This is a genomic window from Micromonospora ureilytica, from assembly GCF_015751765.1.
GTDB lineage: Bacteria > Actinomycetota > Actinomycetes > Mycobacteriales > Micromonosporaceae > Micromonospora > Micromonospora ureilytica.
In genome coordinates this window covers 4,144,606-4,169,580 of record NZ_JADOTX010000001.1, presented here as the reverse complement: position 1 = coordinate 4,169,580, position 24,975 = coordinate 4,144,606, and the positions used below count along the sequence as shown (strand labels likewise).

The following is a 24,975-nucleotide window of genomic DNA, read 5'->3' as shown; positions in this document are numbered from 1 at the left end:
CGGTCACCGTGCCGTGCCGGGCGGGAGCGCGCCGTACGTCTCGTCGTAGTAGCCACCCAGCTGATCCCGGTAGCTCGGGTCGCTGTGGGTGGTCTCGTCGTACTCCGGGGCGGCCTTGATCTGGTCCCGGGTCCGGTCGACGGAGACGGTGCGCTGGTCGTGGTCGACCTGGTTGACGGTGCCGGCCGGCAGCATCACCTTCTTGCCGAAGATCCATGGCCCGGTGTCCACGACCAGGTAGCTGCCGTCCACCTCGTGGCTGGCGCTGTCGATCTTGCCGATTCCACCGTCGCTGGCCTCGACCTTGTAGCCGACCAGGTCGGCGTCGGCCACGCCGGCCTGGTCGCGGTAGCGCCAGGGGTCGAACGTGCCGGCCGGCGCGCCGCCGGGCACCGAGCCCTGGTCGCCGCCGCGCAGCGGGTCCGGCCCGGCGTGGGTGGCGTGCGGATCGATCCTGTCCATGCCGTTCACTCCTGACTGTCACCGATCAGATCGTGTCTCCGCAGGAGCTACCCGGCCGTCGGGGGCCGGAAACGGTGAGAGGTCGAGGCGCAGTGCGGCCTCGGCGTCCAGGGTGACCGCCGCGGCGTGCACCACGGCGGAGATCCGTAGGGCCTCGTGCAGCTGCTCCCTGGTGAAGCCGCTGCCGCGCAGCTTCTTCTCGTGCAACTCCAGGCACACCCCGCAGCCGTTGATGGCCGACACGGCGAAACACCAGAGCTCGAAGTCGCCCTTGTCCACCCCCGGCCTCGCGATGATCTGCATCCGAAGGCGGGCTGGCATCGAGGCGTACTGGTCGTCGCCGATGAGGTGCTTGGCCCGGTAGTAGATGTTGTTCATCGCCATGATCGCCGCGGCGCCCTTGGCCGCCTCGACACCCTCCGGCCCGAGGTGCCCGAGCGCGTCGGCCGCGATCTCCCGCAGTACCACCGGGTTACGGGCGGCCACCGCACAGGCAAGTGCCGTGCCCCAGGTCTGCGCGGGGGTCAACGTCGAGGCGCCGATGGTGGAGCCCAGGTTGAGCCGGATGTCCTTGGCGTAGTCGGGCAGGGCCGCCTTGATCGCGTCCAGACCCATGATCAAACCCCGGCGATCTCCGTCGGGCTGATGGAGACGAAGTCCATCGGCCCGACGAAGACCACACGCCACGTGCCCTCGTGGGACGTGTGGCTGGTTGTCTTGGACGCGTTGTTGGCGCCCAGCGATCCGCAGGCGGTGAGTCCGTGCTCAGGTAAGCGGTCACTGACGGTGAGCACAGGTCCTCCTTGCAGACGGCACGGTGGCCATCATTGGATCCGTTGCCGATGCTTCCGCATAGCTGTTTGCGCCGTTGAGTGGCCTGGTGGGCTTGTGAAGCCGATCACGAGCGGCGGTTCGGGGTGAACGAACCCTCAGTCACCATCCCGCCATGTGGATTGTTCCTCCCACATTCGGGGGAGGGGTGGCAGAGTGGCGAGCGTGACCAGCACCGTCCTGATTATTGCGACCTAGCGCGCCGGCCCTCCCCTCTGCCGAGCGCGCAGACCTCCCGCATCCGCGGGAGGTCTTTTTGTTGCTCCGAGAAAGGATCCTGATGACGTTCCAGGTCTTCGACACCACGTTGCGCGACGGCGCCCAGCGCGAGGGGCTCACCTACTCGGTGGTCGACAAGCTGGCCGTGGCCCGGCTGCTCGACGAGTTCGGCGTCGGCTTCATCGAGGGCGGCTGGCCGGGCGCGGTGCCCAAGGACACCGAGTTCTTCCGCCGCGCCCGGACCGAGCTGGACCTGCGGCACGCCGTACTCGTCGCGTTCGGCGCCACCCGCAAGGCCGGTGTTCCGGTCGCCGACGACCCCCAGGTGCGCGCCCTGCTGGACGCGCAGACCCCGGCGGTGGCCCTGGTCGCCAAGGCCCACTCCCGGCACGTCGAGCGCGCCCTGCGTACCACCGGCGCGGAGAACCTGGCGATGATCCACGACACCGTCAGCCACCTCGTCCGCGAGGGCCGACGGGTCTTCGTCGACGGCGAACACTTCTTCGACGGCTACCGGCACGACCCCGCGTACAGCGCGGCCGTGGTGCAGACCGCGCTCGCCGCCGGCGCCGAGCGGATGGTGCTCTGCGACACCAACGGCGGCATGCTGCCGTCCCAGGTGACCGCCGCGGTCCTCGACCTGACCGACAAGCTGGGGATCGACGCCGGGCTGCTCGGCATCCACGCCCAGAACGACACCGCCTGCGCGGTGGCCAACACGATCGCCGCCGTGGAGGCGGGCGTCCGCCACGTGCAGGGCACCGCCAACGGGTACGGCGAACGCCCGGGCAACGCCGACATCTTCGCGGTCGTCGCCAACCTCCAACTCAAGCTGGGCATGCCCGTCCTACCGGAGGGCTGCCTGGCGCAGATGGTGCGGGTCTCGCACGCCATCGCCGAGATCGCCAACATCGCCCCCGACACCCACCAGGCGTACGCCGGGGCCGCTGCCTTCGCCCACAAGGCGGGGTTGCACGCGAGCGCGATCAAGGTCGACCCGTTGCTCTACAACCACGTCGACCCGTCGGTGGTGGGCAACGACATGCGGATCCTGATCACCGAGATGGCCGGTCGGGCCAGCGTCGAGCTCAAGAGCCGCGAGCTCGGCCTGGACCTGGCCGGCAGCCCGGACGCCCTGACCCGGGTCACCAAGCGGGTCAAGGAGTTGGAGGCGGGTGGCTGGTCCTTCGAGGCGGCCGACGCGTCCTTCGAGTTGCTGGTCCGCTCCGAGCTGCCGGAGGGCAGCCCGGCCCGACCGTTCAAGCTGGAGTCGTACCGGGTGTTGGTCGAGCACCGCGAGGACGGCGCGGTGGTCTCCGAGGCGACCGTCAAGATCCGGGTCCGCGGTGAGCGGGTGATCGCCACCGCCGAGGGCAACGGCCCGGTCAACGCACTCGACGAGGCGCTGCGGGTGGGGCTGGCGCGGCACTACCCACAGCTGCGCGACTTCGAGTTGGCCGACTACAAGGTGCGCATCCTGGAGGGCAGCCACGGCACCGGCGCGGTCACCCGGGTCCTGCTGGAAACCTCCGACAGCAGCGGCCGAGACTGGACCACGGTCGGCGTCCACCCCAACGTGGTCGAGGCCAGCTGGCACGCCCTGGTAGACGCCCTCACCTACGGCCTGGCCCCCACCACTGTCTAACCCCCACCCCAACCCCACCCTCGCGATCTTGCACTTTGTGTTGGCATTATGAGGCTTTTGTCGCTGATGCTGGGACAGAAAGTGCAAGATCGACGGGGCGGGGGCGGGGTTTAGGGGGTGGGGAGGGTGAGGGTGGCTTGGACGGGGCGGTGGTCGGTGTTGGGGAGGTTCAGCACCTTCACCGAGCGGACCGCTATCCGGTGGTCGACCAGGACGTGGTCGATGGTGACCGGTGGGATGAGGTCACCGTCGTACGGACCCCAGGTGCCGGTCAGGCCCTTCCCGGTGGCGTCGGCGGCGTCGACGTAACCGGTGCGCAGCAGGGCCCGCAGTGGACTGTGGTCGAGGGTCGCGTTGAAATCCCCGGCGAGGATCCGCAGGCCACCGTCCGGGGTGGCGGCTGGTTGGGCGGTCAGGTCGGCTCGCCAGGCGCCCACCTGGTCCAGCGCGTAGGGCGCCGAGGGGTGGGCCGACTCGACCCGGACCGGGGGTCCGCCGGGGACGGACACCGTCGCGTACGCCTGGGTGAAGCCCCAACCCTCAAGGTTGCGCCGGACGCCGACGTCGGTGATCGGCCACCGCGAGTAGAGCCCGGAGCCGGGGGTGCCCACCTCCGGGTTGAGCTGCCGGTGCGGCAGCAGCGTGGCGAGGCCGAGCTGATCGAGGGCGGCCTGCGCGTCCGGTGTGAACTCCTGCACGGTGAGCACGTCCACCTCGTGTCGCCGGACCAGCTCCACAAGCGTCCGCGCGTCGGCGGCACCGGCGAGCAGATTGGCGGTGAGCAGCCGCACGGTCGGCCCGGCCGCCGCCGGCTGAGAGTTGGACAGCGCCCGAGGTGCGACGGTGCCGAGCAACGCCACCGCCGCCAGGGCCGCGAGCGCCGCCGGCCACCAGCGCCGTAGGGCGAGCGCGAGGGCCAGGACCAGGACGCTGACGCCCGCGACGTACGGCGTGAAGGCGAGCGCCTGTACCAACGGCCCCCGGTCCAGGCCGAGTAGCCGGACGGCCGCCCAGAGGGCTGTGGGTACGGCGGCAAGCCAGCACAACACCGTGCCGAGCCGGGCACCTCGGTGCGCGGGTGGAGCGTCGACGATCACGACGGTGATCCTAGTCGGGCCCCGCGAAGCCATTTCATGAATGGTGGTGCGCTCACATTTCACAATTATCTGACGGCTGGTTGACACTCCGGAAAAGCGAGATCAACTATTGACTGGCGGCTTTTTCCGGTGCTACGTTCCATCTGGCTTAAACGACGCAACTCTGAGTAGTAACCCCAGCTCAGATGGGATGCAGATTGCTGAGAAATCAATCTCTTCGGGTGTGAGCGAGGCAGCTTTCCCCCGTCCAACTGTCGTCGTAAGCCTATTTATGGGCAGTCATCCGTCCCGCCCCGCGGGTCGGCCGAATTCGCACGGTCACACAAGGGGGACCTGTCATGAGCACATCCTTCCGACGTAAGGTGGCGGCGGTCACGTTCGCCGTCCTGGCGCTCAGTCTCGCCGGCGGGGGCATCGCTATCGCCCAGCCGTCGGCGAAGGCGCCGCAGGAGGCCGTCCAGCCGGCGGCACGCGGCACGAACTCCCAGCCGCCGGTCAGCGCCGAGTCGGCGCGTCTGGCGAAGGCCGCGCTGAAGGCGGGTGCGGCCACCCCACTGGTGGCCACCAACGTCTTCACAGTCGTCAACTCCAACGGCACCAAGGCGCGCGGCGGCGGCACCGTGGTCAAGTACGGTGTCGGGGAGTACGAGGTGATCTTTGGTCACACGGTCTCGGCCGGTGCCTTCCTGGCCACCCTCTCCCTGTCCGGCTCCTGCTGCATCCCGCCCGGTGGCGAGGTCTCGGTCGCCCCGCGACTGCTGACACCCAACGCGGTCTTCGTGCAGACCCGCAACTCGGCCGGGACGCCGGCCAACCTGGGCTTCACACTGCTCACCCACACACCCTGACCAACCGACACCCGGCCCCCGTCGCCTCCGGCGCGGGGGCCGGACCCTGTCTGCCCGGCCCGCGCCGCCCGCCCGGATCGGCGGCCCAGGAAGCGTCTGGCTCTCCTCGACCGGTTCGTGCCGATCGGGCGCCCGCTGGCCGGTCACCCGCCGCTTGTCCGCCTCTCGGCAGGCTCGCGACGGTCGTCACCCTTCCGCGCAGCTCATCCCCATTCCGGTCACTCCGGGCCGGTCCCTGCCGCACAATCCCACGTTTGCCGAGCGTGTGCCAGGGAAGCAAGCACCGTGACGGACATCTCGGACACCCTGGCCAGCATGCCCAGCCCGGTCGATCCGGAGCCGACCGGCATCGAGCTGGAACAGACCCTCTTCGAGGTCAAACGCGTGATCGTCGGGCAGGATCGCCTCGTCGAACGCCTGCTCACCGCCCTGGTCGCCAACGGACACTGCCTCCTGGAGGGGGTACCCGGCGTGGCCAAGACCCTGGCCGCGCAGACCCTCGCGACAGTGGTCGGCGGCACCTTCTCCCGGATCCAGTTCACCCCGGACCTGGTGCCGTCCGACATCGTCGGCACCCGGATCTACCGGGCGTCCAAGGAGACCTTCGACATCGAGTTGGGCCCGATCATGGCCAACCTGGTGCTGGCCGACGAGATCAACCGGGCCCCGGCCAAGGTCCAGTCGGCGCTGCTGGAGGCGATGGCCGAACGGCAGGTCTCGATCGGCGGGCGCAGCTGGCCGGTCCCGGAGCCGTTCCTGGTGCTGGCCACCCAGAACCCGATCGAGTCCGAGGGGGTCTACCAGCTCCCGGAGGCGCAGCGTGACCGGTTCCTGATGAAGGTGGTGGTCGACTACCCCAGCGACGCCGACGAACTGGCCATCCTCTACCGGATGAGCACCGACCGGCCGAGCCCGCGCCGAGTGCTCGACGCGCAACGGCTGCGGGACCTCCAGATCCACGCCGAGCGGGTCTTCGTCCACCACGCGTTGGCCGAGTACGTGGTGCGGCTGATCCTCGCCACCCGCGATCCAGGCCGATTCGGGTTGCCGGAGATCGCCCCGCTGCTGGCGTACGGGGCCAGCCCGCGGGCCACCCTGGGCCTGGTCGCGGCTGCCCGGGCACAGGCCCTGCTGCGGGGGCGGGAGTACGTGCTGCCCGAGGACATCCGAGAGCTGGCCGTCGACGTCCTCGCCCACCGGCTGGTGCTCTCCTTCGACGCGGTGGCCGACGGGGTGTCGGCCGAGAGCGTGGTGCGACGGCTCGTCGAGGCGGTGCCGCCGCCCCGGCTGGCCACCGGACACCCGCAGCAGACACCGGATCTGGCGGCGGCATGAGACGCGCGAACGTCGCGTCGGCCAGCGCCCCCGCCGACCCCGGCCTGGCCGAGCTGGCCCCCGACCAACGCCTGCGCCGCCTGGAGCTGACCGTCACGCGCCGGCTGAACGGCCTGCTACACGGCCAGTACCGCGGTCTGCTGCCCGGTCCGGGCAGTGAACCGTCCGGCAGTCGCGAGTACCGGCCGGGCGAGGACGAGGTCCGACGGATGGACTGGGCGGTGACGGCCCGGACCGGCGTGCCGCACGTCCGGCAGGTCGACGCCGACCGGGAACTGACCACCTGGCTGCTCGTCGACGGCAGCGCCAGCATGGAGTTCGGCACCGCCGAGCTGGACAAACGGGAACTGGCGGTGGCCGCCGTCGCGGCTGTCGGTTTCCTGACCGCGGGCATCGGCAACCGCCTCGGCGCCCAGGTGCTGCGCGCCGACGGGGTACGCCGCTTTCCGGCCCGCAGCGGGCGTACCCATCTGCTTGCCCTGCTCCGCGCGCTGCTCGCCGCCCCGCGTGCCACCGCGCCCACCGACCGGCCGGGGCGGGGGCCGACGGCCCGGCCACCCGACCTGGCCGACGGGCTCGACGCGCTGCACCGGATCGCCAACCGGCGGGGGCTGGTCGTGGTGGTCTCCGACTTCCTCGACGGCCTGCCCGACGAACCCGCCCAGGCGGCGCCCTGGGAACGGACCATGCGCCGGCTGTCCGTCCGGCACCAGGTGCTGGCGATCGAGGTGACCGATCCGCGTGAGCTGGAACTACCGGACGTCGGCCTGATCACGCTCGTCGACCCGGAGACCGGTCGGCACCGCGAGGTGTGCACATCGGACCGTGGGCTGCGCGAGCGGTACGCCGAGGCCGCCACCGCCCAGCGCGAACAGGTCCACCAGGCGTTGCGCCGCAGTGGGGCCACCCACCTGCCGCTGCGCACCGACGGGGACTGGAGCGCGGACATCGTCAGGCACGTGCACGCCCAGCGTCGGATGGCCGCCGCGCCGGCCGGCCAGCCCCGGGGAGGTGCCGCGTGATCTGGCAGTCGCCGTTGCGACTCTGGCTGCTGCTCGGCGTGCTCGCCCTGGTCGTCGCGTACCTGGTGCTGCAGCGGCGACGCAGCCGGTACGCGGTGCGCTTCACCAACCTGCGGCTGCTGGACCGGGTGGCACCGCAGCGGCCGGCCTGGCGTCGACATGTGCCGGCCGGACTCTTCCTGGCCATGCTGGCGCTGCTCGTGGTCGGCTTCGCCCGCCCGACCGCCGAGGTCCGGGTGCCCCGGGAGCGGGCCACGGTGATGGTGGCGGTGGACGTCTCCACGTCGATGCTCGCCACCGACGTCGAACCGGACCGGTTGGCCGCGGCGAAGGAAGCTGCCCGGCGCTTCGTCGAGGGACTGCCCGACGAGTTCAACGTGGGTCTCGTCGCGTTCGCCGGCAGCGCCGCCGTGCTGGTGCCCCCGGGCACCGACCGGGAGGCCCTCGACGAGGGGATCGACCGGCTCGCCGAGGGCATCACCGGCGTGCAGGGCACCGCTATCGGCGAGGCCATCAACACCTCACTCGGCGCGGTCAAGAGCCTGGACAGCGAAGCCGCGAAGGAGACCCCACCGGCCCGGATCATCCTGCTCTCCGACGGTGCCAACACCTCCGGGATGGACCCCATGGAGGCGGCGGCGGAAGCGGTGAAGGCGGAGGTGCCGGTGCACTCGATCTCGTTCGGCACACCGTCCGGGTTCGTCGACCGCGGTGGACGGCCCATCCAGGTGCCGGTGGACGGGCAGACCCTCAAGGCGGTCGCCGAGGAGACCGGCGGCATGTTCCACGAGGCCAGTACCACCGACGAGCTGCGCGCCGTCTACGACGACATCGGCAGCTCGGTCGGCTACCGCACCGAGCGGCAGGACGTCTCGGCCCGGTTCATCGGCCTCGGACTGGTGTTCGCGATGGGTGCCGCCGCCGGCTCGATGCGCTGGTTCTCCCGGTTGCCCTGACCGCCGCGCACAACTGACGTCGACAGTGAGGAGTACGCATGGCAGTGCAGACCGGACTGGGCGAACCGCGCGGTCCCTGGTTCATCTCGCCGGAACTCGACCCGGACGGGCGCGGGTGGTGGGACGCGCCCGAGCGCGACCCGGGCGGGCGGCGGCCTCGACGGCTGCTCGCCGCGCTGGCCGTGGTGGCGCTCTCCGCCGTCTCCGGCGCCATCGCCGGTGGGGTGGTGGCCGGCCGGGACGGGGCTGGGGGACCGGCCGCGGCGTCCGCCGCCCCGGTGCCGGCCGAGCTGGTCACCGCGGCCGAGCGGACCGTACCCGGGGTGGTGTCGGTGCTGGCCGGCGGTGCGACCGGCCGGTCCGCGACCGGCTCCGGCTTCGCCGTGGACGACCAGCAGCACCTGATCACCAACGACCACATCCTCGCCAAGGGGGGTGGCGGGCCGGTGACAGTGGAGCTGCCCGACGGCCGCCGGTTCGCCGCCGAGGTGGTCGGACGGGAGCCGCGCAGCGACCTGGCGGTGCTGAAGGTGCCGGCATCGGCAGGTCTCACCCCGCTGCCCCTGTCCAAGCCGGGCGCGACCCGGGTCGGTGAGCCGGTGCTCGCTGTGGGTTCGCCACTCGGTCTGGCGGGGACGGTCACCGCCGGCATCGTCAGCGCGCTGGACCGCGAGGTGCGGCTCGGCAACAACCGGCACAGCGCGGTGCAGACCGACGCGTCCATCAACCCCGGCAACTCCGGCGGACCACTTGTCAACGCGCGCGGAGAGGTGGTCGGGGTCAACACCGCCATCGCCACCATCGACGGAAACGGCTCGATCGGCATCGGGTTCGCCATCCCGATCGACCAGGTGCAGCAGACCGCCGACACGATCATCGGCAAGGGCGGCTGAGCTGCCCGAACGCCCGCATAGAGGGCCACCACTGTCAGATATCCGGCCGGACGGCATCGGACCATGGAAATATTACGCTCGGTATGGATACTGGCGGAGGTGGAGCGTCCTCTTCTCACGGTCCTCCTGCTGGTGGGCCTGGTCATCGGATGTGCAGTGGGGTCGGCGTACGCCCGGGCACGACGCGGGTGGAACGATTACCAGACCGTCAAGAAGTCGGTGCCAGGCGCCCGCCGGGGCGCCTGGTCGCTGATCCGTGGGGTCGCCGTGAAGGCTGCGGTGATCGGGCTGCTGCTCTTCGGCGCGGTCGCGTACGCGGCGGTCGGCTCCGACGAGGAGACCGCCGGGCCGGCGCCCAGCCAGTCACCGACCCAGAGCCAGCCTCCGCACCGATAGCCCCTGGCGGGTCGTCGCGGGTTAGCCTCGGGGCGTGGACGACGGACTGCGGGTGACCGACCGGTGGGTCGTCCCCGCCGGAGAGCTGCGGGAGCGCTTCTCCCGTTCGTCGGGGCCGGGCGGGCAGGGTGTGAACACCGCGGACTCCCGCGTCGAGCTGAGCTACGACCTGGCCAACTCGCCGGCCGTGCCCGAGTGGCTGCGGTCGCGGGCGCTGGACCGGCTGGCCAACCGCCTCGTCGACGGGGTGCTGACGATCGCCGCCAGCGAGCACCGGGCCCAGTTGGCCAACCGGGAGGCGGCCCGGGCGCGGATGACCGCCCTGCTGCGGGAGGCCGCCGCGCCGCCACCTCCGACCCGCCGAGCGACCCGCCCGTCCCGTGGGGCCAAGGAACGCCGGCTGGCCGAGAAGAAACGTCAGTCGCAGCGCAAGCGGGACCGCCGCGCCGACGACGACTAGGCGCCGACGCCGGCGCCGACTCAGGCGGGGACGGCGGCGAGCAGCCGGTCGCGCAGCATCGCGGCCCGCTCGGTGAACGCGCGCTGCGCCGCCGCGTACTCCGCCCGGCCGTCCGGAGTCTCCACCCGCACCGGCGGGTAGCCGAGTGCCGCCAGGTCGTACGGGCTGGCCCGCATGTCCAGCGTGCGGATGTCTCGGGCCAGGTCGAACGCGTCGGCCACCAGCTCCGAGGAGACCAACGGCGACAGCTTGTACGCCCACTTGTACAGATCCATGTTGGCGTGCAGGCAGCCCGGCTGCTCGTGCGCGTGCTGCGTCTCCCGGGTCGGGGTGAGCAGGTTCAACGGGCGGGCCGGCGGTGTGAAGAACCGGAACGCGTCGAAGTGGCTGCACCGCACGCCCCGCTCCTCGACGACCGCGGCGGTGCGCTCCGCGCTCAGCCGCAGCGGCCAGGCGTTGTGCCGCAACTCCTCCCTGGTCTGCCGGTAGACCATCGCCCACTCGTGCATCCCGAAGCAGCCGAAGTGCGGCGCCCGTCCACGCGTCGCCGTCAACAGGGAGCGGATCCAGGTGATCGACTCGGCGCGCCGCTCGCGTACCCCATCGGTGTCGAGGGTGACCCCGGCGGTGCCGGCGCGGTAGTCGCGGCCGAACTCGGCCGGATCGGCGTCGCGCAGCTCGACCCCGGGCCCCGGATGCCAGCGACGCAGCTGGGCCGGGCGGTGCGAGTAGTAGGTGAACAGGAAGTCGGCCACCGGATGCCGCTCACCGCGTCGCCGCCGGGCCAGGTGCGGCGTCAGCCAGACATCCACCCGCTCCTCGTGGGCCCGCCGGCGGGCCTGCCACTGCGCCACGTCGAGCACGGCGGGGGCGAGGGCGGCGGTCACCCACCCAGGGTACGACCGCCGCCCGAAACACAGGTCAGGGCATCTGCACCCGCACGCCGGCGGAGAACACCCCGCTGCGCAACTCCAGCTGCTGGGGCGGGTCCCGCCCGTCGACGGTGAAGACCAGCGGGAGCACCATCCGGGTACCCGCCGCCATCGGGTCGGCGAAGACATCCCGACCCAGGTTCGCCGTCCGGGTGGCCGACTCGTCGGTGCTCACCCAACGCCCGCCGGGCAGGTACGCCCGTTGCAGCTCGCTGTGCCAGGGCTGGTGGTCGCCGGTGACGTTGCGCACACCCACTGTGGCCTCGCAGCGTCGACCGTTCGCCGGTGGGGCACCGCCGCCGGCGGTCTTCCCGGCGGTGCCGGGAGCGCCGCAGGTCATCCGGTACACGGTGAACTCGAACGCCGACTCGCGCAGCGGCACGCCCAGCGACCCGTTGACCCCGGTGCCCGTCCACGCGCCGCTGGTCGGCTGCTTCTGCGTGTCGATCGCCGCGACCTGCCGGGTCGCCGTCCAACCCGCGGTGCCGACCACGCCGGCCAGCACCACGACGGCGGCGCCCACCAACATCCAGACCGGCGGGGTACGCCGACGGCGCACCGGGTTCGGGGCTGCCGGTCGCGGATAGATCGTTCCGCGGTCACCCCCGGAACCGCCGCCGGTGGACAGTGCGGCAGCCGTCACCCGACGCCCGCGCCGACGCCGCCACACCCACGCCAGGGCGGCACTGATCAGCAGCAGGACCGCCAGTCCGGCGAGCAGCACCGGGTAGCGGCGCCACGGCGGCGCCTCGGTCACCTCGGCCGCCGGTGCGGCTGCCGCCTGCCAGGTGGCCGTAGCGCAGTCGTACGGCCGGCTGCCGTCACTGGTGAACGCGCAGGTCGGCGCGGTCAACGGCCGGCCCGGCGCGGTCGCGGCGAGCGCGGTCCCCAGCGTGGTCGTGCTGTGCGCGGGCAGCCGTAGCCGCCAGGTCACCTCGGTGGTCGATCCGCTGGCCGGCGTGGACCGGCCTCCACCGCTGATCGCGGTCGTCGACGAGCCGGGCGGCAGTTCCTGACGCACTGTGGTCTCCAGCGGCGAGTTGCTCACGTTGCGCACCTGGATCCGGTACCTCGGTGCCGGGCTGCTCTCCGTCGCGACCGCCACCGTGACCTGTTGCGGGGGCGCCGACGCCGGTGCCCGGGTGGGCGGTGCCAGCGCCGGTGGCGCCGAGGGCGGGGTGGGCTCGGTCACCCGGGCGACCATCGCCACCGGTGACCTCGTGGCCACCGGTTCTGGTGTGGCGGCCGTTGGTCGTGGTGTGGCGGCTGTTGGATGTGGCGTGGCCGCCGCTGGTCGTGGTGTGGCGGCCGCTGGTCGTGGCGCGGCCGCCGCCTCCGGAGCCGCCGTCGGCAGGGCCGGCACGGCGGCGAGGATGCCGAGGCAGTGCACGAACACTGCGAGGGCTCTGTGGTGTCGTGTCGATGCAGGCATACGAACGAACCTCCGGAGCCGACGCTAGGGGCGAGCAGCCTCCGTGCGGGTACGAAGTCGGGAAGCCCGCCCCGGTCACCTCCAGCTCCGCTAGGGTGCCCGCGCGCTGACGGGTTGAGCACACCCGACCGCCGGTCCTGGCCGGTTGGGGTGCCCGCCGGGCTAGATTGGCCGGGTGCGTATCGCTCGTTTCGCCCATGCCAAGGGAATGTCGTTCGGTGCCGTCGAAGGCGAACCGGAGGCCGGGCCGCAGGGCCTGACCATCGCCGAGATCGAGGGCCACCCGTTCGGCAAACTCTCCTTCAGTGGGGCCCGGTGGGCCCTTTCCGACGTTCGGCTACTCTCGCCGATCCTGCCCAGCAAGGTCGTGTGTGTCGGTCGCAACTACGCCGACCACGCCGCCGAGCTCGGCAACGACGTGCCCAAGGAGCCGCTGCTCTTCCTCAAGCCGTCCACCTCGGTGATCGGCCCCCGGGACGCCATCCGCCTGCCGATCTTCTCCAAGCAGGTCGAGCACGAGGCCGAGTTGGCCGTCGTGATCGGGGCGCCGGGTGCCCGTCGCGCCGACCGGGCCGCCGCCGAACGCGCCATCTTCGGCTACACCTGCGCCAACGACGTCACCGCTCGGGACCTCCAGCGTTCGGACGCGCAGTGGACCCGGGCCAAGGGCTTCGACTCGTTCTGCCCGATCGGCCCGTGGATCACCACCGGGCTGGACGTCTCCGACCTGGAGATCCGGTGTGAGGTGGGTCGCAACCCGGAGGAGATGGAGGTACGCCAACTCGGCCGGACGAAGGACATGGTCTTCGACGTGCCGGGCCTGGTGTCGTACATCTCGCACGTGATGACTCTGCTGCCCGGCGACGTCGTTCTCACCGGCACTCCGGCCGGGGTTAGCCCGCTTGTCGAGGGGGATACGGTCACCGTGCGGATCGACGGCATCGGCGAGCTCACCAACCCGGTGGTTCCCGTCGCCTGATCCGTCTGATTCCCCTGTTTCCGCAGCTCACGGGTGGTTCGGGGGGATCGGGTTTGGCCTCTCGGCACCGGGAGGGTAAAGTTCACTCCCGGCACCGCAAGGGGCCAATGGGGTATGGGGTAATTGGCAGCCCGACTGATTCTGGTTCAGTTAGTCTAGGTTCGAGTCCTGGTACCCCAGCGCTGCTGGAGTTCGCGAGAATTTCCAGACGCTGGATTCTGACGGAGTTCGACTCCGCCCCTTCGGGGGCGGAGAGCGGTCTTCGGTAGAGTGCAGCTCCTCCGCCGCTAAGGTGGGGGAGCAAAAGTTGTTCTGGCCCCGTCGTCTAGTGGCCCAGGACGCCGCCCTCTCAAGGCGGTAGCGCCGGTTCGAATCCGGTCGGGGCTACATTGTGCACAGCCCGTCTCACCTTGGTGAGGCGGGCTGTTTCGTGTCCACCGCAGGGCCCGCCGCCGGGCGCGCACCCCGCGCTCGTGCCCGGGTACGGTGCCGCTAGACTACAGTCGTACCGCCCGCGAGGGTGGTGAACGGAAAAGTTCTGGCCCCGTCGTCTAGTGGCCCAGGACGCCGCCCTCTCAAGGCGGTAGCGCCGGTTCGAATCCGGTCGGGGCTACAACCAAAGGCTCATCTCGCTCAGCGAGATGAGCCTTTCTCGTTCCCCACCCCGCGTCCCCACCCCGGTCTCGCGGTTGATCATGAGGTTAACGTCACGACACGCCGATGTCGGCGCCGCTAACCCCATGATCAACGCGGGCAAGGCGGGGTGGGTGGAGGGGGAGGGGGTGGGGTTAGAGGCCGGACAGGCGTTGGCCGGCTCTTACTACGGCCATGGCGTGGCGTTCGCCGGGGCGGCGGCCCAGGCGCTCGATCGGGCCGGAGATGCTGACCGAGGCGATCACCCGGCCCGTGCGGTCGCGGATCGGGGCGGAGACGCTCGCCACACCGGCCTCCCGCTCGGCGACGCTCTGCGCCCAGCCGCGGCGGCGTACCTCGGCGAGGGTACGGCCGGTGAACTTGCTGCGCGGCAGTAGCGGCATCACCGCCTCCGGCGGCTCCCAGGCGAGCAGGATCTGGGCCGCGGAGCCGGCCGTCATCGGCAGGACCGAGCCGACCGGAACGGTGTCCCGTAGGCCGCTGGCGCGCTCCGCCGCGGCCACGCAGATCCGCTCGTCGGCGCGGCGCAGGTAGAGCTGCGCGCTCTCACCGGTGGCGTCGCGTAACGCGGCCAGCAGTGGCTCGGCGGCGGTCAGCAGAACGTCCGGTGCGGCGTTGGCCAACTCGCCCAGCCGGGGGCCGGGCCGCCATCTGCCCTGGGTGTCCCGGACCAGCATCCGGTGGATCTCCAGGGCCTGGGCCAGGCGATGTGCGGTGGCCCGGGGCAGCTTGGTGCGTTCAACGAGTTCGGCCAGGCTGGCGCCGTCGACGCAGGCGGCCAGGATGACCACCGCCTTGTCGAGAACGCCGACACCGCTCATACTGTGTCCCACAAGCCGAAACTTACCTCCCAGAATTTAGGATGTCCAGATGGTGGGAGTCACTCCTGAGCCGAGGACCCTGGCCGAGAAGGTCTGGGACGCGCACGTCGTACGGTCCGCCGCTGGTGAGCCGGACCTGCTCTTCATCGACCTGCACCTGCTGCACGAGGTGACCAGCCCGCAGGCGTTCGACGGGCTGCGGCTCGCCGGGCGCCGGGTGCGTCGTACCGACCTGACCCTCGCGACCGAGGACCACAACACCCCGACCGGGTACGCGGACCCGGCGTTCCGCCTCCGCCGTGGTGACCTGCTCACCATCGCGGACCCGACGTCGCGTACGCAGATCGAGACGTTGCGCCGCAACTGCGCCGAGTTCGGGGTGCGACTGCACCCGCTCGGCGACGACAACCAGGGCATCGTGCACGTGATCGGCCCGCAGCTCGGTCTCACCCAGCCGGGCCTGACGATCGTCTGTGGCGACTCGCACACCGCCACGCACGGCGCCTTCGGCGCGCTTGCCTTCGGTATCGGCACCAGCGAGGTGGAGCACGTCCTGGCCACCCAGACGCTGCCGCAGAGCCGGCCGAAGACGATGGCCGTGAACGTCACCGGCCGCCTCGCGCCCGGCGTGACCGCCAAGGACCTGGTGCTCGCGCTGATCACGCAGGTCGGCACGGGTGGAGGTCGCGGGCACATCGTCGAGTACCGCGGCGAGGCGATCCGCGCCCTCTCCATGGAGGGGCGGATGACCATCGCCAACATGTCCATCGAGTGGGGCGCCAAGGCCGGCATGATCGCGCCGGACGAGACCACCTTCGCGTACCTCAAGGGTCGACCTAACGCGCCGCAGGGCGCGGACTGGGACGCGGCGCTGGCGTGGTGGCGGACGCTGCCCACCGACGAGGGCGCGCGCTTCGACGCAGAGGTGACCCTGGACGCCAGCCAGATCACCCCGTTCGTCACCTGGGGCACCAACCCCGGCCAGGGCGCCCCGCTGAGCGCCCCGGTACCGGACCCGGAGGAGTTCACCACCGACTCGGAGCGCTCCGCCGCCCGGCGGGCCCTGGAATACATGGACCTGCGTCCCGGCACCCCGCTGCGGGAGCTGCCCATCGACGTGGTCTTCGTGGGGTCCTGCACCAACGGTCGACTGGAGGACCTGCGGGCCGCCGCCGACGTGCTGCGCGGCCACCGGGTGGCCGACGGCGTCCGGATGCTCGTGGTGCCGGGTTCAGCAGCCGTGCGCGAGGCCGCCGAGGCCGAGGGGCTGGACAAGGTCTTCGCCGACGCCGGGGCCGAGTGGCGGTTCGCCGGCTGCTCCATGTGTCTGGGGATGAACCCGGACACGCTGAAGCCGGGTGAGCGCTCTGCCTCCACCTCGAACCGCAACTTCGAGGGCCGGCAGGGCCGGGGTGGGCGTACCCACCTGGTCTCCCCGCCGGTTGCCGCCGCCACCGCAGTGGTCGGCCGGCTGGCCGCACCCGCCGACCTGTAGAAGGGACCGACGAGATGGACAAGTTCACCACCCACACCGGCACCGCCGTGCCGCTGCGCCGGTCCAACGTGGACACCGATCAGATCATCCCCGCCGTGTACCTCAAGCGGGTGACCCGGACGGGTTTCGCCGACGGGCTGTTCAGCGCCTGGCGGGAAGATCCGGCATTCGTGCTCAACGATGAAAACTATTCCGGGGCGTCGATCCTCATCGCCGGCCCGGAGTTCGGCACCGGCTCCTCGCGGGAGCACGCCGTCTGGGCGCTACGGGACTGGGGCTTCCGCGCGGTGGTGGCCCCACGCTTCGGTGACATCTTCCGTGGCAACGCCCTCAAGGAAGGTCTGTTGCCGGTCGAGTTGGAATTGAAAGCCGTCGAAGAGTTGTGGGACCTGGTCGAGGCCGATCCGACCACTCCGGTGACCGTCGACCTGACCTCCCGGCAGCTCCGGGCGGGGGACGCGAGCTGGTCGTTCCCGCTGGACGACTTCAGCCGTTGGCGCCTCCTGGAGGGCCTCGACGACATTGGACTCACCCTCCGGCACGTCGCCGACATCGACTCCTACGAGGCGCGCCGACTGCCGTTCCTGCCCGCCGTCGCATAGCCGTTAGGCCGCTCGCACAGCGGATTTCACCCCCATCGGTCCATCCGGTGGGGGTGAATCCGTTACGACACAAGGGCTTTTTTCTACCGAATGTTTGTGTCCCGGCAGCACAGGGCATACCGTGCGCGCAGAATGGCTCGCGACGAGTCAGTTGCACAATCGGGAGGAAGTCGTGAACAAGGCCGAGCTCATCGAGGCGCTCGCCGTTCGCCTGGGGGACCGGAAGATGGCGACGGCCGCGCTCGACGCGGTCCTCACCGAGGTCCAGGCGGCGGTCACCAAGGGCGAGAAGGTGGCGATCACCGGATTCGGAGCATTCGAAAAGCGTGTGCGTGGCGCGCGAACAGCGCGCAACCCGCGTACCGGCGAGGCGGTGAAGGTCAAGAAGACGTCAGTCCCGACCTTCCGCCCCGGCGCCGGGTTCAAGGAAATGGTGGCCAGCGGCAAGGTGCCGAAGGCCACGGTGGCGACGAAGAAGACCGCCACCAGCACCGCCACGGCCAAGGCGGCGGGCACGAAGGCGACCGGCACCAAGGCGGCCAGCGCGAAGGCCACGGGCGCCAAGGCCACCACGGCCAAGGCGGCCAGCAAGAAGACCGCCCCGGCCAAGGCCAGCAAGACCGCCACGGCGACCAAGACGGCCGCCAGCAAGAAGACCGCCCCGGCCAAGGCGAGCAAGAGCACCACGGCGACCAAGACGGCCGCCAGCAAGAAGACGACCGCGGCGAAGAAGACCACCGCGGCGACCCGGTCGACCGCGGCGAAGAAGACCACCGCGTCGGCGAGCAAGAGCACGGCGGCCAAGAAGGCGCCGGCGAAGAAGGCTCCGGCCAAGAAGGCGGCCAGCAAGCGCTGACCGACCAGCTCCGATAGGGCGTCCACCCGTGGGTGGGCGCCCTTTCGGCGTACCGGGACCGTCCTTCGGCGTACGAGGACCGTTGACCCGGTTGCCTCGCTCGCGCAGAATCGCCGTGCCGGCCACCCCTGGGCCGGCCCGTCGACGGGAAATGGGGCGCCGGTGCGCTACCGCCAGCTCACCACCGGGACGCTCGCGTTGGGCGTGCTCCTCCTCATCGACGTGCTGCGGGTCTGGCTGCCCGGCATCATCACCATCTTCGGTCAGGCGGCGTCCACCCCCGCCGAGCTGATGGGGGCGTTCGCCCTCGGCTGGTTCGTGCTCGCGCTGGGCGCACCCGCCGTGGTCCGCCGCGTCGGAGCGCGCCCGGTCACTATCGCCGCCGCTGTCGCGCTCGCCGTCGCCCGGCTCACGCTCACCGCCGCACCCGGCGGGCGTACGCAACTCTGGGTGGCCACCGCCGGGTTGCTCGCCGGGCTGGTCTGGCTGGTCGGTGTCGCCGCCGACACCGACCGGCCGGTCCCGGGGCTGGCGTTGGGGTTCGCGGCCAACGCGGCAGTGCACGCGGTGCTGGACACCGCCGACCTGGTCTGGCGGGGTGACTGGGTGGCCTGGCTGCTCAGCGCCGTCGCGGTGGCGGTGTTCCTGGCCGGCACGGCGCAACCCGGCCAGCGCGGCGGCGCAGGTGACGCCCTCGCTGGCCCCGCTGACGCCCCTGCTGGCCCCGCTGACGCCCCGGCCGGCGCTGGTGGTGGCCGAGCCTGGCTGCTGGCCGGGCCCGCGCTGCTGCTGGCCGGAATGGTGGCGCTCTCCCCGGCGCTGGCCCGGACCGGGATGTCGTACCTGGCCGCCGGGGATGGCGTGGCCCGTTCGCCGCTGTTCGGCCTGGCGCCGGTGCCGGTGGCGGTCGCCGGGTTCCTGTGCGCCGCGTTGACCCGGCCGCCGCGCGGCTGGGCCCGAGCGTACGGCCCGGTGGCGCTGCTCGGCGGCGCCGTGCTGTTCGCCCTCGACCGTGGCGACCTGCTCCTCCCGGCCATCCTCCTCGCCGCGGTCGGCCTCGGCGCCTGCCTCGCCCTCACCGACGACGCCAGCACCGGTGACGCCAGCACCGACGACGCCAGCACCGGTGACGGCCCCGCGAACGCCAGCACCGGTGGGGGCGCCAGCGCCTCGCGGCGGGGGTACGCGGTCGCCGCCGGCATGCTCGTCTTCGCGCTGGGGGCTGTCGGCTACTACTCGGCCTACGACCTCGGCTACCCCAACGCCGCGGTGCCCGTCGTGGTGGCCGTGCTGGTCGCCGCCGTGGCGTTCACCGCCCGTCCCGTCGTCCACCGGCTTTCCGGGCCGTTCCCGCCGCTACGGGCCGCCGCCGCGGTCACCGCGCTGGCCCTGCTGGCACCGGTGCTCGCCGACGAGGTGCCGGTCGCCAGCAACCGGGACGGCCCGCCGGAACGGTTGACAGTGGTGGCGTACAACATCCGGATGGGTTTCGGGCTGGACGGCCGGTTCGACCTGACCGGCCTCGCCGAGGTCGTCGTCCGGCAACGGCCCGACGTCGTGCTGCTCAGCGAGGTGGACCGGGCGTGGCTGCTGAACGGCGGGCACGACACCCTGGACCTGCTGGCCGACCGGCTCGGTATGCCGTACGTCTTCGGGCCGGCGGCCGACCCCGTCTGGGGTGACGCGGTGCTCAGCCGGTGGCCGGTGCGCGATCCGCAGACCCTGCCGCTGGCCGCCGTCGGCGCGCCCACCGGTGCGCAGGCGCTCGCCGTCACGCTGGACCTCGGCGACGGTGTCCGTACCGCAGTGGTCAGCACCCATCTGCAGCCGCCGCCCGGCAGGGGCCCGGTGGTCCAGGCCCGCGCTGTCGCCGACTTCGCCACCCGGTACGCGGCCGGTCGGCCGTTGGTGGTGGCTGGTGACCTGAACACCGAGCCGGGCGACGAGGCGTTCACGGAGTTCGTCGACGCGGGACTTGTCGACGCGTTGGCCGCCGCCCGACCGCTGGCGACCAGCCCGGCGGACGACCCGCGCCAGCAGATCGACCACATCTTCGTCTCGCCCGGCCTGGCCCCGAGTGATCCGGTCGCGCCGCGCAGCACGGCCAGCGACCACCTGCCGGTCGCGGTGACAGTGACCCTGCCGCCCCGCTGACCAAGCGGCCCGGGACGAACGCGGCCCGGTGCGAACGCGGCCCGGTGCGAACGCGGCCCGGTGCGAACGCGGCCCGGTGCGAACGCGGGCCCTACAGGCGATCGGCGGCCAGCAGCCGGTCGGCGGCGAAGGCGAGCAGCCAGCCGCCGCCCTTCGGCGTGGTGAAGTCCTCGTCGGCGCGGCCGGTCAGCCGCTCCAGGGCACCCGGCAGGACCTTGCCCTGGCTGCACACCGCCGCCTGCCCACCACTGCCGGCCAGCTCCAGCAGCCGGGCGGCGGTGGCCAGGATCTGCTCGTCGCTCTGCTGGCCGGGTTGTGGCTCGTCCAGGTCCCCGCAGACCTCGATCGGCAGGTCGAGCAACACGGCGGCCGGGTCGAGGGTCTGCACGCACCGTCGCGGCGACGCCGACACCAGTCGGGCCGGTCGGATCAGGGCGATCAGCCCGGCCAGCGCGCTCGCCTGGGCCCACCCCTCGGCGTCCAGGGGTCGCCCGACGTCCGGGCCGGACCAGGTGGCCCGCTTGCCGGCGTGCGCGTGCCGCACCAGCGCGACAGTCGCCGTCACCGACGGCAACACGGCGAACGCCCCCAACACCTCGGCGTCATGGGAGTAGCTCACCAACCGGATCGCGTCGTCGACCGCTAGCCAGCGGATGTCGTCCACCTCGGTGCCCGGTTGAAAACCGCCGCTGGCCACCGCGAGCATCGACCAGTAGTCGACAAGCTTGGGCTGCCCCTCGCTGCGGTACCGCACCGACGGCAGCCGCACCTGCGGCACGCCCCGCACATCGGCCTCCTCGGCCACCTCACGGACCGCCGCGGCCAGCGCATGCTCCCCCGGTTCCAGCTTGCCCTTCGGCAGCGTCCAGTCGCCGTAGCGGGGGCGGTGCACCACGCAGACGCGTACGCCGTCGTCGGTCGGCCGCCAGGCCACCCCGCCCGCCGCCCGGATGCCGGTCACGGCAGCCAACTGGTTCGCCGTCGCCGGGTGGCCCGGTGCCAGGCGGCCGGGAAGAGATCCCGCATCCGGCGTACCGACAGGCGTTCCCGCTCGGCCAGCCGCCCGGCGGTGACCGCCAACTTGTGGTCTTCCGGCCGCTCGGTGGCGATCTCCAGCCAGGTGTCCGCCGCCACCGCCGCGTCCTGGTGCTCGCCGAGCACGTCCTGCACACGGGCGAGGGCGCGGGACAGCCGGCGCGCGCCCTTGCCGACCGTCGGGGCCACCGCGTTTACCGCGTACCGGGCCTGCTTGCCCTCCTTGCGAACGGCGTGCCAGCGGTCGTCCGGCGACTGCGCGTCGAGCCCCTCGACGCCGTCCGGCCCGGTCAACCGCCGCCAGGGGCGCGCCACCAGCGCGGGTAGCGCCTGCGCGGCGGGAGCCGCCGCCCGGCGGGTGAGTCGGGGCGCGCGGGCGGCCAGCACCAGGGAGTCCACCAGGGCAACGTAACGCGCGGAGCGCAGCGTCTCGTCGATGGCGGTGAGCGCCTGCCGCTGCCGGTCGGCGAGCACCTCGTCGAGCCGGTTCACCGCGCCCTGGTCGAGCGGGCTCAGCGGATCGGCGTCGGCGGTACGGCGTAGCCGCGCGCGCAGCACCTCGGCGTCGCGGGCCCCGCCGAGAACACCTGCCAACCAGCCGAGCTCGGTACGCAGCGGGCGGGACCAGGTCTTGCGCAGCAACGGTTTGAAGGTGCGCAGATCACTGCGCAGGCGTCGACAGGCCACCCGCATCTGATGCACTGCGGTGTCGCCACCGGCGGCCGGGGCGCGCAACCGGACCAGCGGGTCGTGCGCCAACAGCCGGCGGATCTCCTTGCGTACCGCCTCGGTCACCACGTCACCGGCGCTCGGCTCGGCGGCCAGCCCGGCCGGCGCGACCAGGTCCGGATCGGCCTGCGCCGTGGCGCCGAGCGCCCGTACGTGCTTCGGCGTGAACGACCCGCCCTGGGCGCCAGCCTCGCGCAGCACCCCGCCGACCCGGTCGAGCAGCTTCCGGTCGCCGGCCTTCAGCTCCACCTCCACCTCGCGGAACGTGTCGGTGGTGGTGCCGGCGTCGTCGAGCACTGTCACCCGGTCGTCCACCACCTCGGCGAGCACCGTGCCGACCCGGTCACACACCTCGTACGCGTGCCGCACCGTCCGCACCACGGTCACCGGGGCGAGCGGCGCTCCCCGGTGCAGGACGGTGACCAACTCCACCAGCTCCGGTGGCGGCTGCCCCTTCGGCCCGGCCCGGGAGATCTCGTGCCGGACGCCCGGCGTTCCGGTCGGGAGTTTCACAGTCCAGGGCAGCTCGTCACCCCTGCGGTGGCGCAGCGAGGCACCGGCCCGGGCCAGCCGCAGGTCGACAGTGTCGAGGTAGCGGGCGACGAGCGTCACCGGTGGCAGCGCCCGGACCCGACCGCCGGCCGGGGCCGTGCCGGCCAGGTCCGGCAGCACGTAGGCGTCGTCCACCTCGTACTTCTGCTCCTCCTCGACCATCAGCTCAGCCTATGCGCTGGGCGGTCAGCTGGCCGTGCCACCGACGCGGCGCAGCAGCAGTTCCTGCAGATGCGCCCGGCCGGCGTCGTCATCGCCGGTACGCCGGGTCCACGTGCCGTCTCCGGCCAGCTCGAACGCGTCCACATCGGGACCCATGGCGGTGGTCAGCACGTGGTCCAGCTCCGCGCGGGCGATCGGATCGCTCACCTGCACCAGCGCCTCCACCCGACGGTCCAGGTTGCGGTGCATGAGGTCGGCCGAGCCCATCCAGAACTCGGCCTCACCGTTGTTGCCGAACCGGAAGACCCGGGAGTGTTCCAGGAACCGGCCGAGGATCGAGCGGACCCGGATGTTCTCCGACAACCCCGGCACCCCGGGGCGCAGCGTGCACATGCCGCGGATGAGCAGGTCGACGTGTACGCCGGCCTGGGAGGCGCGGTACAGCGCGTCGGTCACCCCCTCGTCGACCAGCGAGTTGACCTTGAACTGGACCAGGCCGGGCATGCCCAGGCGGACGTGCGAGATCTCCCGTTCGATCCGCTCGATGAGCCCGCTGCGGATGCCCTGCGGTGCGACGAGCAACCGCCGGTACGCGGTCTGTCGGCTGTACCCGGTGAGCACGTTGAACAGGTCGGTGAGGTCCGCGCCGATCTCCGGGTCGGCGGTGAGCATGCCGAAGTCCTCGTACAGTCGGGCCGTCTTCGGGTGGTAGTTGCCGGTGCCGATGTGGCAGTAGCGACGGATCTGGTTGCCCTCCTGCCGCACCACAAGCGCGGTCTTGCAGTGCGTCTTCAAGCCGACCAGGCCGTACACCACGTGGCAGCCGGCGCGTTCCAGCGTGCGGGCCCAGCCGATGTTTGCCACCTCGTCGAAGCGGGCCTTCACCTCCACCAGCACCACCACCTGCTTGCCGGCGGCGGCCGCGTCGACCAGCGCGTCGACGATCGGGGAGTCGCCGCTGGTCCGGTAGAGGGTCTGCTTGATGGCCAGCACGTTCGGGTCGGCGGCGGCCTGCTCGATGAAGCGCTGCACGCTGGTGGCGAACGAGTGGTACGGGTGGTGCACCAGGATGTCGCCGTCGCGCAGGGTGGCGAAGACGCTGCGCGGCACCTCACCCTCGGCGAGCCGGGGATGGGTGGCCGGCACGAACGGCGGGTCCTTCAGGTCCGGCCGGTCCGCCTCGCCGTAGACCTGCCACAGCGCGGACAGGTCCAGCAGGCCGGGCACCCGCAGGACGTCCTGGTCGTCCATGTCCAGCTCGCGGACGAGCAGCTCCAGCATGTGGTCGGAGATCGACTCGGCGACCTCCAGCCGGACGGGGGGACCGAACCGCCGCCGGGCCAGCTCCCGTTCCAGGGCCTGGAGCAGATCCTCGTCGCGGTCCTCGTCGACCTCCACCTCGGCGTTGCGGGTGACCCGGAACAGGTGGCACTCGACCACCTGCATGCCACTGAACAGCTGCCCCAGGTGCACCGAGATCAGGTCCTCCACCGGGAGCATCCGGACGCCCGGCTGGTCCCGGTCCACCCGGACGAAACGGGGGACGTTGTTGGGCACCTTCACCCGGGCGAACAGCTCCGAACCGCCGTCGGGGTCACGAACCGCCACCGCCAGGTTCAGCGACCGCCCCGAGATGTACGGGAACGGGTGCGCCGGGTCCACCGCGAGCGGCGTCAGCACCGGGAAGATGTGTTCCCGGAAGTAGGTGCGCAGCCGCTCCCGCTCGCCGTCGCCCAGCTCAGCCCAGCGCAGGATCCGGATGCGCTCGTCGGCGAGCTTGGGCAGCACGTCGTCGACGAAGCAGGCGGCGTGCCGGGCGCCCAGTGCGGCGGTCCGCTCGGCGATCAGCTCCAACTGCGTACGCAGGGGCAGCCGGTCCCCGCCGCGCACCGGCAGGCCGGCGGAGAGCCGCCGCTTCAGCCCGGCGATGCGCACCATGTAGAACTCGTCGAGATTGCTGGCGAAGATGGCCAGGAACTTGGCCCGCTCCAGCAGCGGTGTGTTCTGGTCCTCGGCCAGGGTGAGCACCCGGGCGTTGAAGTCGAGCCAGGACAGCTCCCGGTTGAGGAAGCGGTCCTCCGGCAGCGGCGGAGCGGGGGGCGCGTCGTCGTCCCCCTGCCCGGCACCCGCCGACAGGCCGCCCGGCAGGACCGGGTGGACGTCACCGGCGGCCGGGCCGTCCGCCTCGATCGTCGGCGCGGGTTCGATGACCTCGTCCAGCCCGGAGGAGGCGGCGCCGGGATCGTCCGCGAGGGTGTCGGCACGGGCGGCGCTGGCGCGTTCGGCGCGGGACGGGCGGAAGCGTCCATCGGTCCCGCGCGCGCGGGAGCCGTTGCGGAGGTCGGTGGTGGGCGGGTGGACCGGTTGCTCGCGAGGGGTGCTCACCCGCTCATAATCACCCGATTACG

At 72.0% G+C, this 24,975-nt stretch carries 23 protein-coding genes and 3 tRNA genes; 16 read left to right on the top strand and 10 right to left on the bottom strand.

Translation table 11 applies throughout. The features are described 5' to 3' along the window. Nucleotides 1-3 precede the first annotated feature (3 nt). Genes IW248_RS18750 through IW248_RS18740 form a run of 3 tightly spaced genes read right to left on the bottom strand, consistent with a single transcriptional unit; the run spans nt 4 to nt 1,256 of the window. On the bottom strand, nt 4-462 hold the full coding sequence (locus IW248_RS18750; protein ID WP_196928024.1) for a PRC-barrel domain containing protein: 459 nt from the start codon (nt 460-462) through the stop codon (nt 4-6). 18 nt (nt 463-480) lie between these two features. Next, nucleotides 481-1,077 carry an alkylhydroperoxidase, AhpD family gene (ahpD, locus tag IW248_RS18745; RefSeq protein WP_196928023.1) on the bottom strand — a complete coding sequence of 199 codons (597 nt, stop codon included), beginning with the start codon at nt 1,075-1,077 and terminating at the stop codon, nt 481-483. Nucleotides 1,078-1,079: 2 nt separating this feature from the next. Then, nucleotides 1,080-1,256, bottom strand: a complete 177-nt coding sequence (locus tag IW248_RS18740; RefSeq protein ID WP_196928022.1) for a hypothetical protein — start codon at nt 1,254-1,256, stop codon at nt 1,080-1,082. Between the two features lie 317 nt (nt 1,257-1,573). On the opposite strand from IW248_RS18740, the gene cimA reads away from it, so the two are divergent. Beyond that, nucleotides 1,574-3,157 (top strand): citramalate synthase, encoded by a 1,584-nt coding sequence (cimA, locus tag IW248_RS18735; protein ID WP_196928021.1) that lies wholly within the window; start codon nt 1,574-1,576, stop codon nt 3,155-3,157. A gap of 110 nt (nt 3,158-3,267) precedes the next feature. Here cimA and IW248_RS18730 read toward each other — a convergent pair whose 3' ends face one another. After that, nucleotides 3,268-4,251 carry an endonuclease/exonuclease/phosphatase family protein gene (locus IW248_RS18730; protein ID WP_372432763.1) on the bottom strand — a complete coding sequence of 328 codons (984 nt, stop codon included), beginning with the start codon at nt 4,249-4,251 and terminating at the stop codon, nt 3,268-3,270. A 341-nt stretch (nt 4,252-4,592) separates the two neighbouring features. On the opposite strand from IW248_RS18730, the gene IW248_RS18725 reads away from it, so the two are divergent. From IW248_RS18725 to arfB, 7 genes are all read left to right on the top strand, one after another. Beyond that, nucleotides 4,593-5,102 carry a hypothetical protein gene (locus tag IW248_RS18725; protein WP_196928019.1) on the top strand — a complete coding sequence of 170 codons (510 nt, stop codon included), beginning with the start codon at nt 4,593-4,595 and terminating at the stop codon, nt 5,100-5,102. A gap of 285 nt (nt 5,103-5,387) precedes the next feature. Next, on the top strand, nt 5,388-6,437 hold the full coding sequence (locus IW248_RS18720) for an AAA family ATPase (RefSeq protein ID WP_124815291.1): 1,050 nt from the start codon (nt 5,388-5,390) through the stop codon (nt 6,435-6,437). Continuing rightward, entirely contained in the window at nt 6,434-7,459 is a 1,026-nt protein-coding gene (locus IW248_RS18715) for a DUF58 domain-containing protein (protein WP_196928018.1), read from the top strand. Before IW248_RS18720 ends, IW248_RS18715 begins: the two co-directional genes overlap by 4 nt. After that, nucleotides 7,456-8,415, top strand: a complete 960-nt coding sequence (locus tag IW248_RS18710; RefSeq protein ID WP_196928017.1) for a VWA domain-containing protein — start codon at nt 7,456-7,458, stop codon at nt 8,413-8,415. Before IW248_RS18715 ends, IW248_RS18710 begins: the two co-directional genes overlap by 4 nt. Nucleotides 8,416-8,453: 38 nt before the next feature. Continuing rightward, nucleotides 8,454-9,308 (top strand): S1C family serine protease, encoded by an 855-nt coding sequence (locus tag IW248_RS18705; RefSeq protein ID WP_196928016.1) that lies wholly within the window; start codon nt 8,454-8,456, stop codon nt 9,306-9,308. 99 nt (nt 9,309-9,407) lie between these two features. Then, a complete protein-coding gene (locus tag IW248_RS18700; protein ID WP_124820303.1) occupies nt 9,408-9,704 on the top strand; it encodes a hypothetical protein in 297 nt (98 codons plus the stop codon). Nucleotides 9,705-9,738: 34 nt separating this feature from the next. After that, complete coding sequence (arfB, locus tag IW248_RS18695) at nt 9,739-10,164, top strand: alternative ribosome rescue aminoacyl-tRNA hydrolase ArfB (RefSeq protein ID WP_124820302.1); 426 nt, start codon at nt 9,739-9,741, stop codon at nt 10,162-10,164. A 20-nt stretch (nt 10,165-10,184) separates the two neighbouring features. Here arfB and IW248_RS18690 read toward each other — a convergent pair whose 3' ends face one another. Then, nucleotides 10,185-11,051: a 3-methyladenine DNA glycosylase gene (locus tag IW248_RS18690; RefSeq protein WP_196928015.1), complete on the bottom strand. Its 867-nt coding sequence runs from the start codon at nt 11,049-11,051 to the stop codon at nt 10,185-10,187. A gap of 34 nt (nt 11,052-11,085) precedes the next feature. Beyond that, nucleotides 11,086-12,528, bottom strand: a complete 1,443-nt coding sequence (locus tag IW248_RS18685) for a hypothetical protein (RefSeq protein WP_196928014.1) — start codon at nt 12,526-12,528, stop codon at nt 11,086-11,088. Between the two features lie 175 nt (nt 12,529-12,703). Here IW248_RS18685 and IW248_RS18680 point away from each other — a divergent pair, with 175 nt between their 5' ends. From IW248_RS18680 to IW248_RS18665, 4 genes are all read left to right on the top strand, one after another. Then, nucleotides 12,704-13,507 (top strand): fumarylacetoacetate hydrolase family protein, encoded by an 804-nt coding sequence (locus IW248_RS18680; RefSeq protein WP_124820298.1) that lies wholly within the window; start codon nt 12,704-12,706, stop codon nt 13,505-13,507. 108 nt (nt 13,508-13,615) lie between these two features. Next, a tRNA-Gln gene (locus tag IW248_RS18675) sits at nt 13,616-13,687 on the top strand. 134 nt (nt 13,688-13,821) lie between these two features. Continuing rightward, nucleotides 13,822-13,894 (top strand) — tRNA-Glu (locus IW248_RS18670). Between the two features lie 153 nt (nt 13,895-14,047). Beyond that, nucleotides 14,048-14,120, top strand: a tRNA-Glu gene (locus IW248_RS18665). A gap of 175 nt (nt 14,121-14,295) precedes the next feature. On the opposite strand, the gene IW248_RS18660 is transcribed toward IW248_RS18665, so the two are convergent. Then, nucleotides 14,296-14,982, bottom strand: a complete 687-nt coding sequence (locus tag IW248_RS18660) for an IclR family transcriptional regulator (RefSeq protein WP_007456408.1) — start codon at nt 14,980-14,982, stop codon at nt 14,296-14,298. Nucleotides 14,983-15,031: 49 nt separating this feature from the next. Here IW248_RS18660 and leuC point away from each other — a divergent pair, with 49 nt between their 5' ends. From leuC to IW248_RS18640, 4 genes are all read left to right on the top strand, one after another. Further along, nucleotides 15,032-16,477 carry a 3-isopropylmalate dehydratase large subunit gene (gene leuC / locus IW248_RS18655; RefSeq protein ID WP_196928013.1) on the top strand — a complete coding sequence of 482 codons (1,446 nt, stop codon included), beginning with the start codon at nt 15,032-15,034 and terminating at the stop codon, nt 16,475-16,477. 14 nt (nt 16,478-16,491) lie between these two features. After that, nucleotides 16,492-17,079 (top strand): 3-isopropylmalate dehydratase small subunit, encoded by a 588-nt coding sequence (gene leuD, locus IW248_RS18650; RefSeq protein WP_196928012.1) that lies wholly within the window; start codon nt 16,492-16,494, stop codon nt 17,077-17,079. Between the two features lie 172 nt (nt 17,080-17,251). Next, nucleotides 17,252-17,935 (top strand): HU family DNA-binding protein, encoded by a 684-nt coding sequence (locus IW248_RS18645; protein ID WP_196928011.1) that lies wholly within the window; start codon nt 17,252-17,254, stop codon nt 17,933-17,935. Nucleotides 17,936-18,097: 162 nt separating this feature from the next. Then, a complete protein-coding gene (locus IW248_RS18640) occupies nt 18,098-20,089 on the top strand; it encodes an endonuclease/exonuclease/phosphatase family protein (RefSeq protein ID WP_196928010.1) in 1,992 nt (663 codons plus the stop codon). A 91-nt stretch (nt 20,090-20,180) separates the two neighbouring features. On the opposite strand, the gene IW248_RS18635 is transcribed toward IW248_RS18640, so the two are convergent. Genes IW248_RS18635 through IW248_RS18625 form a run of 3 tightly spaced genes read right to left on the bottom strand, consistent with a single transcriptional unit; the run spans nt 20,181 to nt 24,952 of the window. Beyond that, nucleotides 20,181-21,059, bottom strand: a complete 879-nt coding sequence (locus IW248_RS18635; RefSeq protein ID WP_196928009.1) for an NUDIX hydrolase — start codon at nt 21,057-21,059, stop codon at nt 20,181-20,183. Then, the gene (locus IW248_RS18630; protein WP_196928008.1) at nt 21,047-22,567 is read right to left on the bottom strand and encodes a CYTH and CHAD domain-containing protein; all 1,521 of its coding nucleotides are present in this window, start codon (nt 22,565-22,567) and stop codon (nt 21,047-21,049) included. Before IW248_RS18630 ends, IW248_RS18635 begins: the two co-directional genes overlap by 13 nt. Nucleotides 22,568-22,591: 24 nt before the next feature. Further along, nucleotides 22,592-24,952, bottom strand: coding sequence for an RNA degradosome polyphosphate kinase (locus IW248_RS18625; protein WP_196928007.1), 2,361 nt, complete (start codon nt 24,950-24,952; stop codon nt 22,592-22,594). Nucleotides 24,953-24,975 lie beyond the last annotated feature (23 nt).